14 protein-coding genes are annotated in these 13,157 nt (G+C 73.7%); 6 read left to right on the plus strand and 8 right to left on the minus strand.

Going from position 1 to position 13,157, the window contains the following annotated elements; translation table 11 throughout:
- Positions 1-2: 2 nt before the first annotated feature.
- Positions 3-551, plus strand: a complete 549-nt coding sequence (locus ACIPN7_RS08370; RefSeq protein ID WP_400539955.1) for a GNAT family N-acetyltransferase — start codon at positions 3-5, stop codon at positions 549-551.
- Between the two features lie 121 nt (positions 552-672).
- Positions 673-3,003, plus strand: a complete 2,331-nt coding sequence (locus ACIPN7_RS08375) for a family 43 glycosylhydrolase (RefSeq protein ID WP_400539957.1) — start codon at positions 673-675, stop codon at positions 3,001-3,003.
- 27 nt (positions 3,004-3,030) lie between these two features.
- Here ACIPN7_RS08375 and ACIPN7_RS08380 read toward each other — a convergent pair whose 3' ends face one another.
- Positions 3,031-3,897 carry a helix-turn-helix transcriptional regulator gene (locus tag ACIPN7_RS08380; RefSeq protein ID WP_400539959.1) on the minus strand — a complete coding sequence of 289 codons (867 nt, stop codon included), beginning with the start codon at positions 3,895-3,897 and terminating at the stop codon, positions 3,031-3,033.
- Between the two features lie 178 nt (positions 3,898-4,075).
- Here ACIPN7_RS08380 and ACIPN7_RS08385 point away from each other — a divergent pair, with 178 nt between their 5' ends.
- Entirely contained in the window at positions 4,076-4,942 is an 867-nt protein-coding gene (locus ACIPN7_RS08385; RefSeq protein ID WP_400539961.1) for an SDR family NAD(P)-dependent oxidoreductase, read from the plus strand.
- A gap of 166 nt (positions 4,943-5,108) precedes the next feature.
- On the opposite strand, the gene ACIPN7_RS08390 is transcribed toward ACIPN7_RS08385, so the two are convergent.
- Entirely contained in the window at positions 5,109-6,014 is a 906-nt protein-coding gene (locus ACIPN7_RS08390; protein WP_400539963.1) for an SDR family oxidoreductase, read from the minus strand.
- Between the two features lie 91 nt (positions 6,015-6,105).
- Between ACIPN7_RS08390 and ACIPN7_RS08395 the strand changes: the two genes are divergently transcribed.
- Positions 6,106-6,693 (plus strand): TetR/AcrR family transcriptional regulator, encoded by a 588-nt coding sequence (locus ACIPN7_RS08395; RefSeq protein WP_400539965.1) that lies wholly within the window; start codon positions 6,106-6,108, stop codon positions 6,691-6,693.
- Between the two features lie 6 nt (positions 6,694-6,699).
- Here the strand turns inward: ACIPN7_RS08395 and ACIPN7_RS08400 are convergent, their stop codons facing one another.
- The 3 genes from ACIPN7_RS08400 to ACIPN7_RS08410 all read right to left on the minus strand — a co-directional run bounded on the left by ACIPN7_RS08400 (position 6,700) and on the right by ACIPN7_RS08410 (position 8,514).
- Positions 6,700-6,831 (minus strand): hypothetical protein, encoded by a 132-nt coding sequence (locus ACIPN7_RS08400; protein ID WP_400539967.1) that lies wholly within the window; start codon positions 6,829-6,831, stop codon positions 6,700-6,702.
- Between the two features lie 40 nt (positions 6,832-6,871).
- Entirely contained in the window at positions 6,872-7,237 is a 366-nt protein-coding gene (locus ACIPN7_RS08405) for a nuclear transport factor 2 family protein (protein WP_400539969.1), read from the minus strand.
- Positions 7,238-7,332: 95 nt separating this feature from the next.
- Complete coding sequence (locus ACIPN7_RS08410; protein WP_400539971.1) at positions 7,333-8,514, minus strand: AI-2E family transporter; 1,182 nt, start codon at positions 8,512-8,514, stop codon at positions 7,333-7,335.
- Between the two features lie 206 nt (positions 8,515-8,720).
- Between ACIPN7_RS08410 and ACIPN7_RS08415 the strand changes: the two genes are divergently transcribed.
- Positions 8,721-9,743, plus strand: coding sequence for a zinc-dependent alcohol dehydrogenase family protein (locus tag ACIPN7_RS08415; protein ID WP_400539973.1), 1,023 nt, complete (start codon positions 8,721-8,723; stop codon positions 9,741-9,743).
- Positions 9,744-9,822: 79 nt separating this feature from the next.
- Complete coding sequence (locus ACIPN7_RS08420; protein WP_400539975.1) at positions 9,823-10,728, plus strand: helix-turn-helix transcriptional regulator; 906 nt, start codon at positions 9,823-9,825, stop codon at positions 10,726-10,728.
- On the opposite strand, the gene ACIPN7_RS08425 is transcribed toward ACIPN7_RS08420, so the two are convergent.
- The 3 genes from ACIPN7_RS08425 to ACIPN7_RS08435 all read right to left on the minus strand — a co-directional run bounded on the left by ACIPN7_RS08425 (position 10,725) and on the right by ACIPN7_RS08435 (position 12,996).
- On the minus strand, positions 10,725-11,120 hold the full coding sequence (locus ACIPN7_RS08425; RefSeq protein ID WP_400539977.1) for a hypothetical protein: 396 nt from the start codon (positions 11,118-11,120) through the stop codon (positions 10,725-10,727). The genes ACIPN7_RS08420 and ACIPN7_RS08425 overlap by 4 nt on opposite strands.
- 133 nt (positions 11,121-11,253) lie before the next feature.
- Positions 11,254-12,294, minus strand: a complete 1,041-nt coding sequence (locus tag ACIPN7_RS08430; protein ID WP_400539979.1) for a 1-aminocyclopropane-1-carboxylate deaminase — start codon at positions 12,292-12,294, stop codon at positions 11,254-11,256.
- Positions 12,295-12,297: 3 nt separating this feature from the next.
- On the minus strand, positions 12,298-12,996 hold the full coding sequence (locus ACIPN7_RS08435; RefSeq protein WP_400539981.1) for a GntR family transcriptional regulator: 699 nt from the start codon (positions 12,994-12,996) through the stop codon (positions 12,298-12,300).
- Positions 12,997-13,157: the final 161 nt, after the last annotated feature.

A 13,157-nucleotide genomic window follows, 5' to 3' on the forward strand; every position in this document is an offset into this window, starting at 1 on the left:
CAGTGGATCGAACCCGAGTCCGCGAGACGACCGACCAGGACGAGGCGGTCGTGCTCCAGCTCATGACCGAGTACATGACGTGGGCGCTCGCGACCTTCGAGGAGACCTACGGCTTCGCGATGGGCCTGGACGCGCGGCACACCAGCGCCGACCTGGACACGTTCCGCCGGCCCACCGGACTGATGGCGCTCGCCGAGGTCGACGGTTCGCCGGCCGGCGACGACGGCGCTGCACGGCGCGGCACCACGCAGCCCGCCGGCGTCGCCGCGCTGCGCGCGCAGGACGACGGCGTGGTCGAGATCAAGCGGATGTTCGTGCGCCCCGAGCACCGCGGGACCCACGTCGGATCGGCGATGCTGGACTGGCTGCTGGAGCGCTCCCGCGCGGACTTCGGCGCGCGGACGGTACGGCTCGACAGCAACCGCTTCATGGCCGGGGCGCACCGCCTCTACGAGTCGCGCGGGTTCGTGGAGCGCACGCCGTACCCGGGCTCCGAGATCCCCCCGGAGCTCCAGCACCTGTGGCGGTTCTACGAGCTGTCGCTGGACTGATCAGCCCCTTGCCGACCGCAGGTTATCCGTTGTAACTTCGCGCGTGGTTATCCGTTGTAAAGGAGCGACGGCCACGTCATCGAGGACGTGGCGCGCGGCCGCCCGAAGGGACGATCCACCCATGGAGATACGGTTCGTAGCCGCCCTCGCCACGCTCGCGCTGGTCGCCGGCGCCGTGGCCCTGCCCGGCACCGGAGGCGCCCCGCCCGCAGCCGCCGCCCCGGCGGAATCCGCCGCAGGCCAGGCCGCACCACCGCCGTCGGGCACCACCTACACCAACCCCGTCACGGACCCGTTCTCGGACACCTACGCCGACCCCGCGGTGATCCGCGGCAAGGACGGCTGGTGGTACCTGTACGCGACGAGCGACCCGCTGGTGTCGGGCGGCCCGTTCGGCAACATGCACGTGGCACGGTCGCGCGACCTTGCCGCGTGGGAGTACGTCGGCACGATCTTCGACGGCGAGAACCGGCCCGCGTGGGCCGCGGAGGCTTCCTACTTCTGGGCGCCGGACATCCGGTACGTCGACGGCCAGTACGTCATGTACTACACGGTCACGGACACGGCGGCGAACCCCGACGCGTGGGACTACACGGTCGGCGTGGCGACGGCGCCCACCCCGACCGGACCCTGGACCGACTCCGGTGGTCCGGTCCTGGCCCCGCGTCCGGCACCGGGCGGCGGGTACCTCAACACGATCGACCCGGCCCTGTTCGCCGACGACGACGGTTCGCGCTACCTCTACTTCGGCGGCTTCAACGGCGGCATCTGGGTCACCGAGCTGGACGAGACCGGCACCCGCGCCGTGGGCGAGCCCACGCGCGTGACCGTCGCGGACCGCTACGAGGGTGCGTTCGTGGTCAAGCGCGACGGCTGGTACTACCTCATGGGGTCGTCGGCCAACTGCTGCTCCGGCCCCGTGACCGGGTACAGCGTGTACACGGGCCGGTCGCGCTCGCCGCTCGGCCCGTTCACGGACCACGAGGGCGTGGGCATGAACGAGTCCCGCGTGGGCGGCACCCTCGTCGTGGCGCAGAACGGCAACAAGTGGATCGGCGTCGGGCACCACGCGGTGTTCTCGGACGTCTCCGGCCAGGACTGGATGCTCTACCACGGCATCGACCGCGACAACGCGTGGCTCGACCAGCCCGGCGGCGTGAACCGGCGGCCCACCCTGCTGGACCGGCTCGACTGGATCGACGGCTGGCCCGTGGTCAACGCGGGTGCGGGCCCGAGCGAGGGCGCGCAGACCGCGCCGGTGGCCGCGAGCGCGCTGGGCATCGTCAGCGCCGACCCGGCCTCCGGGCACGGGCTGCGGCGCGTGACGGGCACGCTCGCCCGGGGCACGGACGGCTCCGGCGACGCCGGGGCGATCGCCCGCCTGGTCCCGGACCGGCGGCACGCCGCCGTGGTGCAGACGGCGCCCGCGCCGCGGGACGTGCGGGTCGAGACGGACGTGCGGCTGCCCGACGCCGACGGCTCGTTCACGGTGCGGGTCGGCGGGGCCGGACCGGCCGCGGTGTCCGTGCGGCTGGACGCGGGGGCGCGCGAGCTCGTCGTCGGGCAGGGACGGCACCAGGTGCGGACGGCGCTGCCGGCGAACGCGGACCTGACCTCCTGGCACGTGCTGAGCGTCGAGGTGCGCGACGGCGTGGCCGATGCGCGGCTGTCGTCGAGCGGCCTGGGTGACGTGGACGCCGAGGCGCGGTTCGAGGCGCGGACGCCGCTGCCCCGGAAGGCGCCGGTGCGCCTGACGGCCGACGGCGCCGAGGCGCAGCTCGACAACCTGACCGTCGTGGCGGCGCACGAGCCGGTGACCGAGCGGGTACCCGAGCCGCAGGCCGGCGCGGTCACGTTCGCCGAGGAGTTCGACGGCGCGCTGGACGCGGGCTGGCGCTGGCAGCACTCCCCCGCGGCCGTCGACGTCGCGGACGGCGCCCTGACCTGGCCGCTGACCGGCCACGACCTGGTGGGCACGCGGAACGACGCGCCGGCGCTGCTGCGCGACGCGCCCGACGGCGACTACGTGCTGGAGGCCACCGTGCGCCTGCCGCTGGGCGAGGACACGGTGCGCAACTTCCAGCAGGCGGGCCTGCTGGTGCACGCGGGCGACGACGACTTCCTGCGGCTCGGCTCCGTGGCGATCGGCCGGACCCGCCAGGTCGAGTTCGGCAAGGAGCTCACGGCCGACGGCGCCGTCCGGTTCGGCGGCTTCGTCTCCGGCCCGGTGGCCGACACCATGCACCTGCGGCTGTTCCACACCACCGACCCGGCCACGGGCGAGCACCGGTACCGGTCGGCGACGTCGCGCGACGGCGACCACTGGCGCTTCGGGGCGACCTGGACGCTGCCCGCCGACACCGACCCGGCCATCGGGATCTACGCGGGCGGCGGGGCGGCGCCGGCGGTCAGCGCGGTGTTCGAGGACGTGCTGATCCGCGAGCTCGGCTAGGGGCGCCCGCGGGTCCGCCGTGCCGTCTCACGGTGCGGCGGGCCGCGGCGTCGCCGTCAGGGACCAGCTCGCCAGGAGGTCGAGCGCGCGGGCCGACGGCGAGCCCGGCTCGGCCGAGTAGACGTACAGGGTCGTGTCGGGGTCGCCCGGCAGGGCGAGGGTCTCGTACTCGACGGTGAGGTCGCCGACCACGGGGTGGCGCAGCCGCTTGGACCCGTAGGTGCGCCGGTAGACGCGGTGCTCCGTCCACCAGGCGGCAAACTCGTCGCTGGCCTCGCGCAGCTCGGCGATCAGCGCGCCGGTCGCGCGGTCGGCCGGGTCGTTCCCGGCCTCCAGCCGCAGGTTCTCGACGGCGGCGCGGGCCTGCTCCTCCCAGTCGACGAACAGCGACCGGGCGCCCTCGTCGAGGAACATCCAGCGCGCGTAGTTGCGCCGGACCGCCGGGAACCGCTCGAAGTCGGTGAACAGGGCCCTGCCCATGCGGTTCTGGGCCAACACGTCGGCGCGGCGGCCCAGCACCAGCACCGGCACGTCGTCGAGCGTGCCGAGGAACTGGTACAGCCCGGGACGCACGCGCTGCACGGGCCGGGTACGCGGCTGCGCCGCGGCGGACCCCAGCCCGATGAGGTCGGCGAGGTGGGCGCGGCCGGCCTGGTCCAGCCCGAGCGCGCGCCCGATGGCGTCCACCACCGACGGCGACGGCACGATGCGCCGGCCCTGCTCCAGGCGGGCGTAGTAGTCGGTCGAGACCCCGGCCAGGAACGCGACCTCCTCCCGGCGCAGGCCCGGCACCCGGCGTACCCGGCCGTCGGCGGGCAGGCCGGCGCGCGACGCGTCGCCCTGGCTCCGTGCCCGGCGCAGGAAGTCCGCCAGCTCCGTGTTCTTCTCGGCCATGCCTCCATTCTGGGCGGCCCACCCCCGGCCGCGCACCCGCCAGGGTGGACCTCCGGGTCCTAGTCGGCGGCGACCCAGGACACAGGGGGCCGGATATGGCGCCCTGCGGCGCGGTTCCGCGCGGAAGTCTTGACGGGTCGGCACTCCCCGCCGGCCCGACCTTCCCGAGGAGACCACCATGTCCTACCCCACCGACCGCCCCGCCACCTGGTTCGTCACCGGCGCCTCCCGCGGCCTCGGCCTCGAGCTCGTGCGGCAGCTCCTGGAGCGCGGCGACAACGTCGCGGCCACCACCCGCTCCGCAGATCGCCTCACCACCGCGCTTGCCGATGCCGACACGTCCCGGCTGCTCGCCCTGACCGTCGACCTCGCCGACCAGGCACAGGTGGACCAGGCCGTCGCCGCCACCACGGCCCGCTTCGGCGGCCTCGACGTGGTGGTGAACAACGCCGGGTACGGCTATCTCGCGGCCGTCGAGGAGGTGTCCGACGCCGATGCCCGCGCGATGTTCGACGTCCAGGTGTTCGGCGTCTGGAACGTGCTGCGCGCCGTGCTGCCGGGCTTCCGCGCGCATCGCAGCGGGCACGTGATCAACGTGTCCTCGATCCTCGGGCTGCTGTCGTTCCCGGGCTGGAGCCTGTACGCCGCGGGCAAGTTCGCGGTGGAGGCCATCACCGAGTCCCTCGCCGCCGAGGTCGCCGACCACGGCATCCGGGTCAACCTGGTCGAGCCCGGCTACATGCGCACGGACTTCCTGCGCCCCGTCTCGCTCGGCCTGCCGCGGGACACGAACGAGGCCTACCCCGCCGTCCGCGAGATGGTGGAGCAGCACCTGCAGATGCCCGGCACGCAGCTCGGCGACCCCGCACGGGCGGCCGCGGCGATCATCGCCGTCGCGACCACGGGCGAGGCGCCGCTGCACCAGCTCCTCGGCTCGGACTCGCTCGGCCTGGCGGCCGGCCGCCTCCAGAGCCTGTCCGACGACGTCGAGGCGTCCCGCGCACTGGCCGTCACCACGGACGTCGCCGGAACCCCGGCGGCCTGAGACGTCGCCGGCCGGACCGGCCTCGCCCCCGCCGCGGCGGTCGTCGCGCGACAGGTCACCCCTCCCCTTTGAGGCCCGGGTTTCTTCGCTTTGAGCGGGCTCAAAGCGAAGAAACCCGGGCCTCAAAGGGGATTGGTTGGCCGCGTGCCACGAGCGGACGCCGGGCCTACCGGACCTCCGGCGTCGTGTACGCGCCCGCCGCGATGTCCTCGACCAGCGTCGGGCCCGTCGGCGTCCAGCCGAGCAGCTCACGCGTCGCGGTGCTCGTCGCGGACATCTCCATGCCGAAGAACCCGCCGATCCAGCCGAAGTGCGCCGGGACGTCGTCGGGCGCGACCGAGGTGACCGGCAGGTCGAGCACGGCGCCGATCGCCTCGGCGATCTCGCGGCTCGTGACGCCCTCCTCGGCCACGGCGTGCAGCCGCGAGCCGGACGGGGCCTTGGCCAGGCCGAGGGCGACGAGCCGCGCGGCGTCGGAGCGGTGGACGGCGGCCCACCGGTTGGTGCCGTCGCCTGGGTAGCCGGACACGCCGGTGCGGCGGGCGGCGTCGGTGATCGCCGAGATGAACCCATGGTCGCCCACCCCGTGCACCGTCGGCGAGAAGCGCAGGCTGACCACGTGCACGCCGCGGTCCACATACTCCAGCGCGAGGTTCTCGGCGCCGCCGCGCGGCGAGTCGGGGCCGTGGAACTGCGAGGCGTCCACCTCGGTGGCGGGGCGGTCCGGCGCCAGCGCGGCGACGCCCGACGCGAACAGGAACGGCCGGCCGGAGCCGGCGAGGGTGTCGACAAAGGTCTGCACGGCGGCCCGCTCTGCCGCGTTCGACACGGCCGGGTTCGAGAAGTCGTGCTTGTTGGCGAGGTGCAGCACCGCCTCTGCGGCGTCGGCGCCCCGGCGGAGGCCGTCGAGGTCGTCCAGGTCGCCGCGCTGCACGCGGACCCCCTTGGCCTCCAGCGCGGCCGCCGACGCGTCGGACCGGGCGAGCGCGGTGACGGCGTGGCCGTCCGCGAGCAGCTCGTCGACGGCGGCCGACCCGATCCAGCCGGATGCTCCGGTGACGAATACCTGCATGGTGAACCTCCAGTGATGTCAGTGACTGTTGTCAGTCACAGACATCACCATACGCGTGACGTCAGCGCCTGTCATCACCTAGACTGGAACCATGGTCAGATGGCAGCCAGGGACGAGCGAACGACTGCAGGCCGCCGCGCTGGAGCTCTTCGCGAGCCAGGGGTACGAGCAGACGACAGCCGCGGAGATCGCGCAGTCCGTGGGCCTGACCGAGCGCACCTTCTTCCGGCACTTCAGCGACAAGCGCGAGGTGCTGTTCCACGGGCAGCAGCTCCTGGTCGAGGCGTTCCTCGCCGGGATGGCGGCGGCGCCGGACGACGCGACGCCGCTGGAGCTGGTCGCCGCCGCGCTGGACTCGGCGGCGGAGTTCTTCCCCGACGAGCGGCGCGAGCACTCCCGGCTGCGGCAGGCCGTCATCGACCAGAACCCCGCGCTGCAGGAGCGGGAGCGGCACAAGCTGTCGGTGCTGGCGGCGACGGTCGGCGACGCACTGCGCGCCCGGGGCGTCACGGAGCCGGCAGCCACCCTCGCGGCGGAGTCGGGGGCCACGGTGTTCGGCGTCTCCTTCACCCAGTGGATCAGCCCGGGCGAGACCCGGCCCATCGCGGAGATCGAGCGCGGGGTGCTCGCCGAGCTGCGCGGCCTGACCGCCGTCGGCCCCGGGCCTGCCGCAGACTGACGCCCGTCAGTCCCAGCGGAAGAGCAGCGCGGCGGTGACGCTGCCGACCACGACCGTCACGCCCAGGCTGATCAGGTGCGCCGGGTCGACCGCGACGCCCACCCCGTCGCGAGGTGCACCGGCCGGCGAGCGCTGCACCTGGGCGTGCTCGGCTGATCGCGGCCTCGCCGGGGTCCGGTCAGGCAGGCTCAGCGGCTTGTACGAGCGTGGCAGCCAGAACCTGCCAACCCTCGTCTGCACGCACCCAGAGGCGCGTGTAGATCAACCGCGCGGAAACTGCGGTGCCGCCCTGGGTCGCATCCACAGCGGCGACCAGCCTGGTCACTCCGCTCAGGACGTCCTCCTGGACGTCCAACGACTCCTCCGCCAGGCGGGTGATCCGCAGCGAACCCGAGCGGTAGCTCTCCAGGTCGTCCTCCTTGGAGAACACGGACCCGTCCGGGCCGGCGCCGACGCAACGAGGATGCAGCAGTGCCTCCAGTGCGTCGACGTCGCCGGCACGCTGGGCGGCTTGGAGCGCGCGCTCCGCAGCAAGAAGACTCATCGCGCGAGTCTACGCACCGGCGCCTGCGACGGGGCGGGCGCCGGTGCGTGCGCCTGCGACGGCGGCCACCTCACCTCAGAGCTGGGAGCCCCGCCCTAGCGCACCTCCTGGTACGGGATCACCACGCGCTTGATGATCAGCAGGCCCGCCGCCGCGACCGGGACCGCGACGAGGGCCCCGAGGATGCCGCCGAGCGCCGCGCCGGCCAGGGCCGCGACGATGACCAGGACGCCGGGCATGGAGACGGCCCGGCTCATCACCCGCGGGGACAGGACGTACGCCTCGACCTGCATGTAGACCAGCAGGCACGCCCCGACGACGATCGCGGCGACGGGGCTCACCGTGAGCGTCGCGAGTGTCACGAGGATGGACCCGATGACGGTGCCCACGACCGGGATCAGCGCCGCGACGAACGCGATGACGGCGAGCAGGATCGGCGCCGGGCTGCCCGCGAACAGGGTGAGCACGAGGGTGAACGTGGCGTTCATGGTGGCCAGGATGAGCTGCCCGGAGACGTACCGGCCCACGGAGTCCAGCACCTCGTCCAGGAGCGACCCGGTCATCTCCCGCCGGGAGCGCGGCACCAGCCGCAGGACGGCGGCGACCATGGTCGGCAGCGTCAGGGCGAAGTAGATCGTCAGGGCCGTGACGATGATGACCGCCGTGACGCCGTTGATCAGCCCGGTGCCGACCTGCAGCACGCCGCCGGCGATCGCCGAGAGCTGCCGGGGGTCGCTCAGCAGGTCGGTCAGCGACGACAGCAGCCCGTTCAGGTCGAGGGCGCCCAGGTTGCTCGTCGCCCAGGCGTACCAGGCCTGGTCGGGCAGAGTGCGCAGCAGGTCCACGAGCTGGGTGCCGAAGCTGCTGACCTGCGGGACGGCGATCGGCAGCACCGCCACGACGACCAGCGCGATCACCACCAGCGACCCCACGACCATCACGGTCGCCGCCACCCAGCGGGGCAGTCCCCGGTTGGTCAGGGCCTCGGTGCCGGGCTCCAGGGCCAGCGCCAGGAACAGGGCCAGCCCGACGTAGACGAGCACCGTCGCCACCGCGGAGAGCGCGCCGAGCACCGCGAGGCCGGCGCCGACCCCCAGCGTGGCGAGCATCGCGTAGCCGAACGGGTTGGCGGGCAGGCCCACCACCGTGTCCCGGCCCGCCCGGCCGCCGGCGACCCGCGGTGATCGCGCGGACGCCGTCGGGCGGAAGCTCGCGTCGAGGTCCCGCCCCCTGGGCAGGCGTGGCGGGGTGCCAGGGCGGTGCAGCAGGCGGGCCATTGCGCTCCAAATCGGTCCCGGGTGTCCGCGGTGAACACCTGGCGGGTCCCAGCCTCCCGGAAACCGGCCCTGTTGTCGCCGTCGGCGTGAGGGGTTCTGGCCGGGCCTCCCACCTCCGGGCCGGACCGGCGTCTCATGGAGGACGACAGAGCACCGAACCCGCGCCACGTCCCGGCGCGGGCGCACCGAGCAAGGAGTGACCACCCATGCGTGGAGTTGTGATGTACGCACCCGGCGACGTCCGCGTCGAGGAACGAGCGGACGCGAAGATCATCGAGCCGACCGACGCGGTGATCCGCGTGACGGCGGCCTGCATCTGCGGGTCGGACCTGTGGCCGTACCGCGGGATCGAGAAGCTGGCCGGACCCACCCCGATGGGGCACGAGTACGTCGGCGTCGTCGAGCAGGTCGGCGCGCAGGTGCGGAACGTGCAGGTCGGCGACTTCGTCGTCGGCTCGTTCGTCGCCTCCGACAACACCTGCGAGATCTGCCAGGCCGGCTACCAGTCGCGTTGCATCCACAACGTGATGATGGGCTCGGAGGGCACGCAGGCCGAGCTGGCCCGCATCCCGCTGGCCGACGGCACCCTCGTGCCCACCCCGGGCGCGCCGTCGGCCGACCTGGTCCCGTCGCTGCTGGCCGCGTCCGACGTGCTGGGCACCGGCTGGTTCGCCGCCGTGGCCGCCGAGGCGGGCCCCGGCAAGACGATCGCGGTGGTCGGCGACGGCGCCGTCGGCCTCTCCGCAGTCCTGGCCGCCAGGCAGCTCGGCGCCGAGCGCGTCATCGTGTTCAGCCGCCACCCCGAGCGGCAGGCCCTTGCCCGCGAGTTCGGGGCCACGGACGTCATCGAGGAGCGCGGCGACGTCGGAGCGGCGAAGGTCAAGGAGCTCACCGGCGGGTACGGCGCCCACGGCGTGGTCGAGGCGGTGGGCACCGAGGAGTCGATGTGGCAGGCCATCCGCTCGGCCCGGCCCGGCGGGTACGTCGGCTACGTGGGCGTCACGCACGGCGTGCAGCTCGACGGCCTGGACCTGTTCTTCACCGGCGTGCACCTGCACGGCGGACCGGCCCCCGTGCGCCGGTTCCTGCCCGAGCTGATCCAGCTCATCTGGGACCGCAAGATCGACCCCGGCAAGGTCTTCGACCGCACCCTCCCGCTGGAGGACGCCGCCGAGGGCTACCGCGCCATGGACGAGCGCCGCGCCACCAAGGTGCTGCTCACCCTGTGACCGGGTGGCGGCCGCGCGCGGGCCGGGGGGTTCCGGCAGAGCCTCCCGCCCGCGCGGTCGCGTACCTATCGTGGAAGCCATGAGCACCAAGGACGAGGTCCGGGACTTCCTGATCTCCCGCCGCGCGAACGTCACGCCCCAGCGGGCCGGCATCCCGAGCTTCGGGGAGCGCCGGGTGCCCGGCCTGCGCCGCGAGGAGGTCGCGATGCTCGCCGGCGTCAGCCTCGACTACTACACCCGGCTGGAGCGCGGGAACATCCGCGGGGCGTCCCAGAGCGTGCTGGAGGCGATAGCCCGGGCGCTGCAGCTGGGCGACGCCGAGCGCGAGTACCTGTTCGACCTGGCCCGGACCGCGCCCGCCGCGGTCGCCGCGCGTACCCGCAGGCCCGCCCCGCAGGCGGTGCGCACGTCGGTGCAGCGCGTGCTGGACCACCTGACCGTGCCCGCGGTGGTGCACAATGCGACCCAGGACATCGTCGCCGCGAACCTGATGGGCCGCGCCCTGTACTCGCCGCATTTCGACACCGAGGGCACGCCCAACACGGCCCGGTTCATCTTCCTGGACCGCCGCGCCCAGGACTACTACGTGGACTGGCCCCTGGCCCGCCGCACCGCGGCCGCGATGATGCGGCTGGAGGCCGGACGCGACCCCCTCAACACGGAGCTCACGACCCTGGTCGGGGAGCTCTCCACGCGCAGCCCGCAGTTCCGCGCCGACTGGGCCGGGCACGACGTCCACGAGCACCGCACCGGGGTCAAGTCGTTCCGCCACCCCGAGGTCGGCGTGATCGAGGTGGCGTTCGACGTGTTCGAGATGCCGGGCGAGGCCGGGCTGCAGATCGTCACCTACAGCCCGCCCCCGGGTACCGACTCCGCGGACCGGTTCGTGCTGCTCGCGAGCTGGGCGGCCACCCGGGAGGCTGACACGGAGGCGGACGTCGCGCCCGCGACGCCGCACGGCGCCGTCAGGCCCGCGCGGTCCTAGACCGACCGTGCGGGCCGTCCCGGGACTGCCCGGCCGAGGACCGCGGGCCGGAACGCCGAGACCACGGAGTGCAGCGAGGCACCCTTGACCCCGTACAGCCAGCGCTGCAAGAACATGCTCAAGGAGATCAGCAGGACGATGCACGCGTAGTTGGCGGTCATCGCGACCGGGGTGAACTCCGTGCCGCCGTTGACGATGCTGTCTCGCCCGAGCATGCGGTCGATCGGACCCGCGACCTGGGCAGCCAGGGCACCGAACCCCACCAGGCCCACGTGGAGCAGGACGATCGCGAGGATGCCGCGGCCGATGCGACGCTTCGGGCCTGCGAGCACCCGGTGATACGGCACGCCTGCGGGGGTCGGGGACGAGCGACGAACGTGGTGTCGATTCATGACCCCACCCTCCGAGGGCGGACGTCCGCCGAGAAATGTCACCTGGTCATCGATCCGCACGCACAACGCCCGGCCACCCGTGACAGGTGTCATGGACGGCCGGGCGGGCAGACGGCGGCTGGGCCGCCGGCCCTCAGGCGAGCAACGGGCGGGTCTGCGTGAACAGGCCGCTGTAGGCGTTCAGCGCCGGCTGCCCGCCCAGGTGGGCGTACAGCACGTTGCTGGTCGCGGGGATGTCGCCGCCGGTCACGAGGTCGATCAGCCCGGCCATCGACTTGCCCTCGTAGACGGGGTCGATGATGACGCCCTCCAGCTCGCCGGTGAGCCGGATCGCGTCGAGCGTCGACTCCACCGGGATGCCGTACAGGTCGCCGGCCCAGCCGGGGAGCACGGTGATCTCGTCGTCCCGCAGCGGCCGGCCGACGCCGATCAGCTCGGCCGTGGCGCGCGCGATCCGGGCGACCTGGTCGCGCGTCTCGTCCAGCTTGGCGCTGGCGTCGATCCCGATGAGCCGGCGCGGCGGGCCGCCGGCCTCCTCCAGCGCCGCGAACCCGGCGATCATGCCGGCCTGGGTGGAGCCCGTCACCGCGCAGACGACGATCGTGTCGAAGAAGACGCCGAGCTCACGCTCCTGCTCCTGGACCTCGTACGCCCAGCGGGCGAAGCCGAGCCCGCCGAGCCGGTGGTCGGAGGCGCCCGCCGGGATGGCGTACGGCGTGCCGCCGCGTTCCTTGACGTCCTCGATCGCGCGGGACCAGGAGTCCTTGAAACCGATGCCGAAACCGGCCGGGTCGAGCCGCACCTCCGCGCCCATGATCCGGCTGAGCATGATGTTGCCGACCCGGTCGGCCATGGAGTCGGGCCAGTCGACCCAGTTCTCCTGCACCAGCACGGCCTTGAGGCCGAGGGACGCGGCGACGGCCGCGACCTGGCGCGTGTGGTTGGACTGGTAGCCGCCGATCGACACCAGCGTGTCCGCGCCCTGCGCGAGCGCCTCGGGGACGAAGTACTCCAGCTTGCGGGTCTTGTTGCCGCCGTAGGCGAGGCCCGCGTTGCAGTCCTCCCGCTTGGCCCAGACCGACGCGCCCCCGAGGTGGGCGGTGAGGCGTGGCAGCGGGTGGACGGGGCTGGGCCCGAAGGTGAGCGGGTGGCGGGGGAAGTCGGACAAGGCCATGGATTACTCCTCGCGGGCGGGGTGGTCGCTGGGCTGGTCGGGTTCGACGGACTCGTCGGCGACGGTGGGCAGAGTGCTCCAGGTGTCGAAGGCGACCGCCGCCGCCCCCTCGGCCTCCCCGGCGGCGCAGAGCCGGATCAGCTCCTCGTGCCGGGCGAACGACGCGCGCCCGCCCAGCGAGGAGAACCGCAGACGCTCGGCGCGCCGCAGCACCGGCGTGAACTGGTCGAGCACGGCGGACAGCGCCCGGTTGGCCGCCACCGTCACGGGCACACCGTGCAGCGCGTCGTCGGCGCGCAGGGCCGCCTCGACGTCGCCCCGCTCGATCGCCTCGCGGAACTCGCGCTCGGCCGCGCGCATCGCCTCGAGGTCGGCCTCCGTGAGGCCCGGTACGGCCGCTCGCACGGCCACCTCGTGCATCGCGGCGACGACGTCGCGCGCCCCGCGCACCTCGCGCAGGTCCAGCGAGCTCACCGTCGTCGAGCTGCCGGGGCGGGCGACGACGAGGCCGGTCTCGGCCAGCCGCAGCAGCGCCTCCCGCACGGGCGTGCGGCTGACGCCGAGCCAGGCCGCGAGCTCGAGGTCACGCAGCTGCTCCCCCGGCGCCAGGCTGCCGTCGACGATCGCGTCGCGCAGCCGGCCGTACACGTCGTCACGCAGCAGCCGGCGATTGATCGCGGGCACGCTCCTCGGAATAGGCATGCAATATATTAGATGCACCAGACCCCGCCCTGGCAAGCCGCGCCGACCCCGACAGGGCAATGCACTCTCGGCCACCGGCCCCCGCCCTGGCGAGTGCCGCGCACCCCCGGCCACGACGATGCACACCAGGGCACTCGAACTCCTCGAAGACCCGCACATTC

This window comes from Promicromonospora sp. NPDC090134 (genome assembly GCF_044746965.1).
Classification (GTDB): Bacteria; Actinomycetota; Actinomycetes; order Actinomycetales; family Cellulomonadaceae; genus Promicromonospora.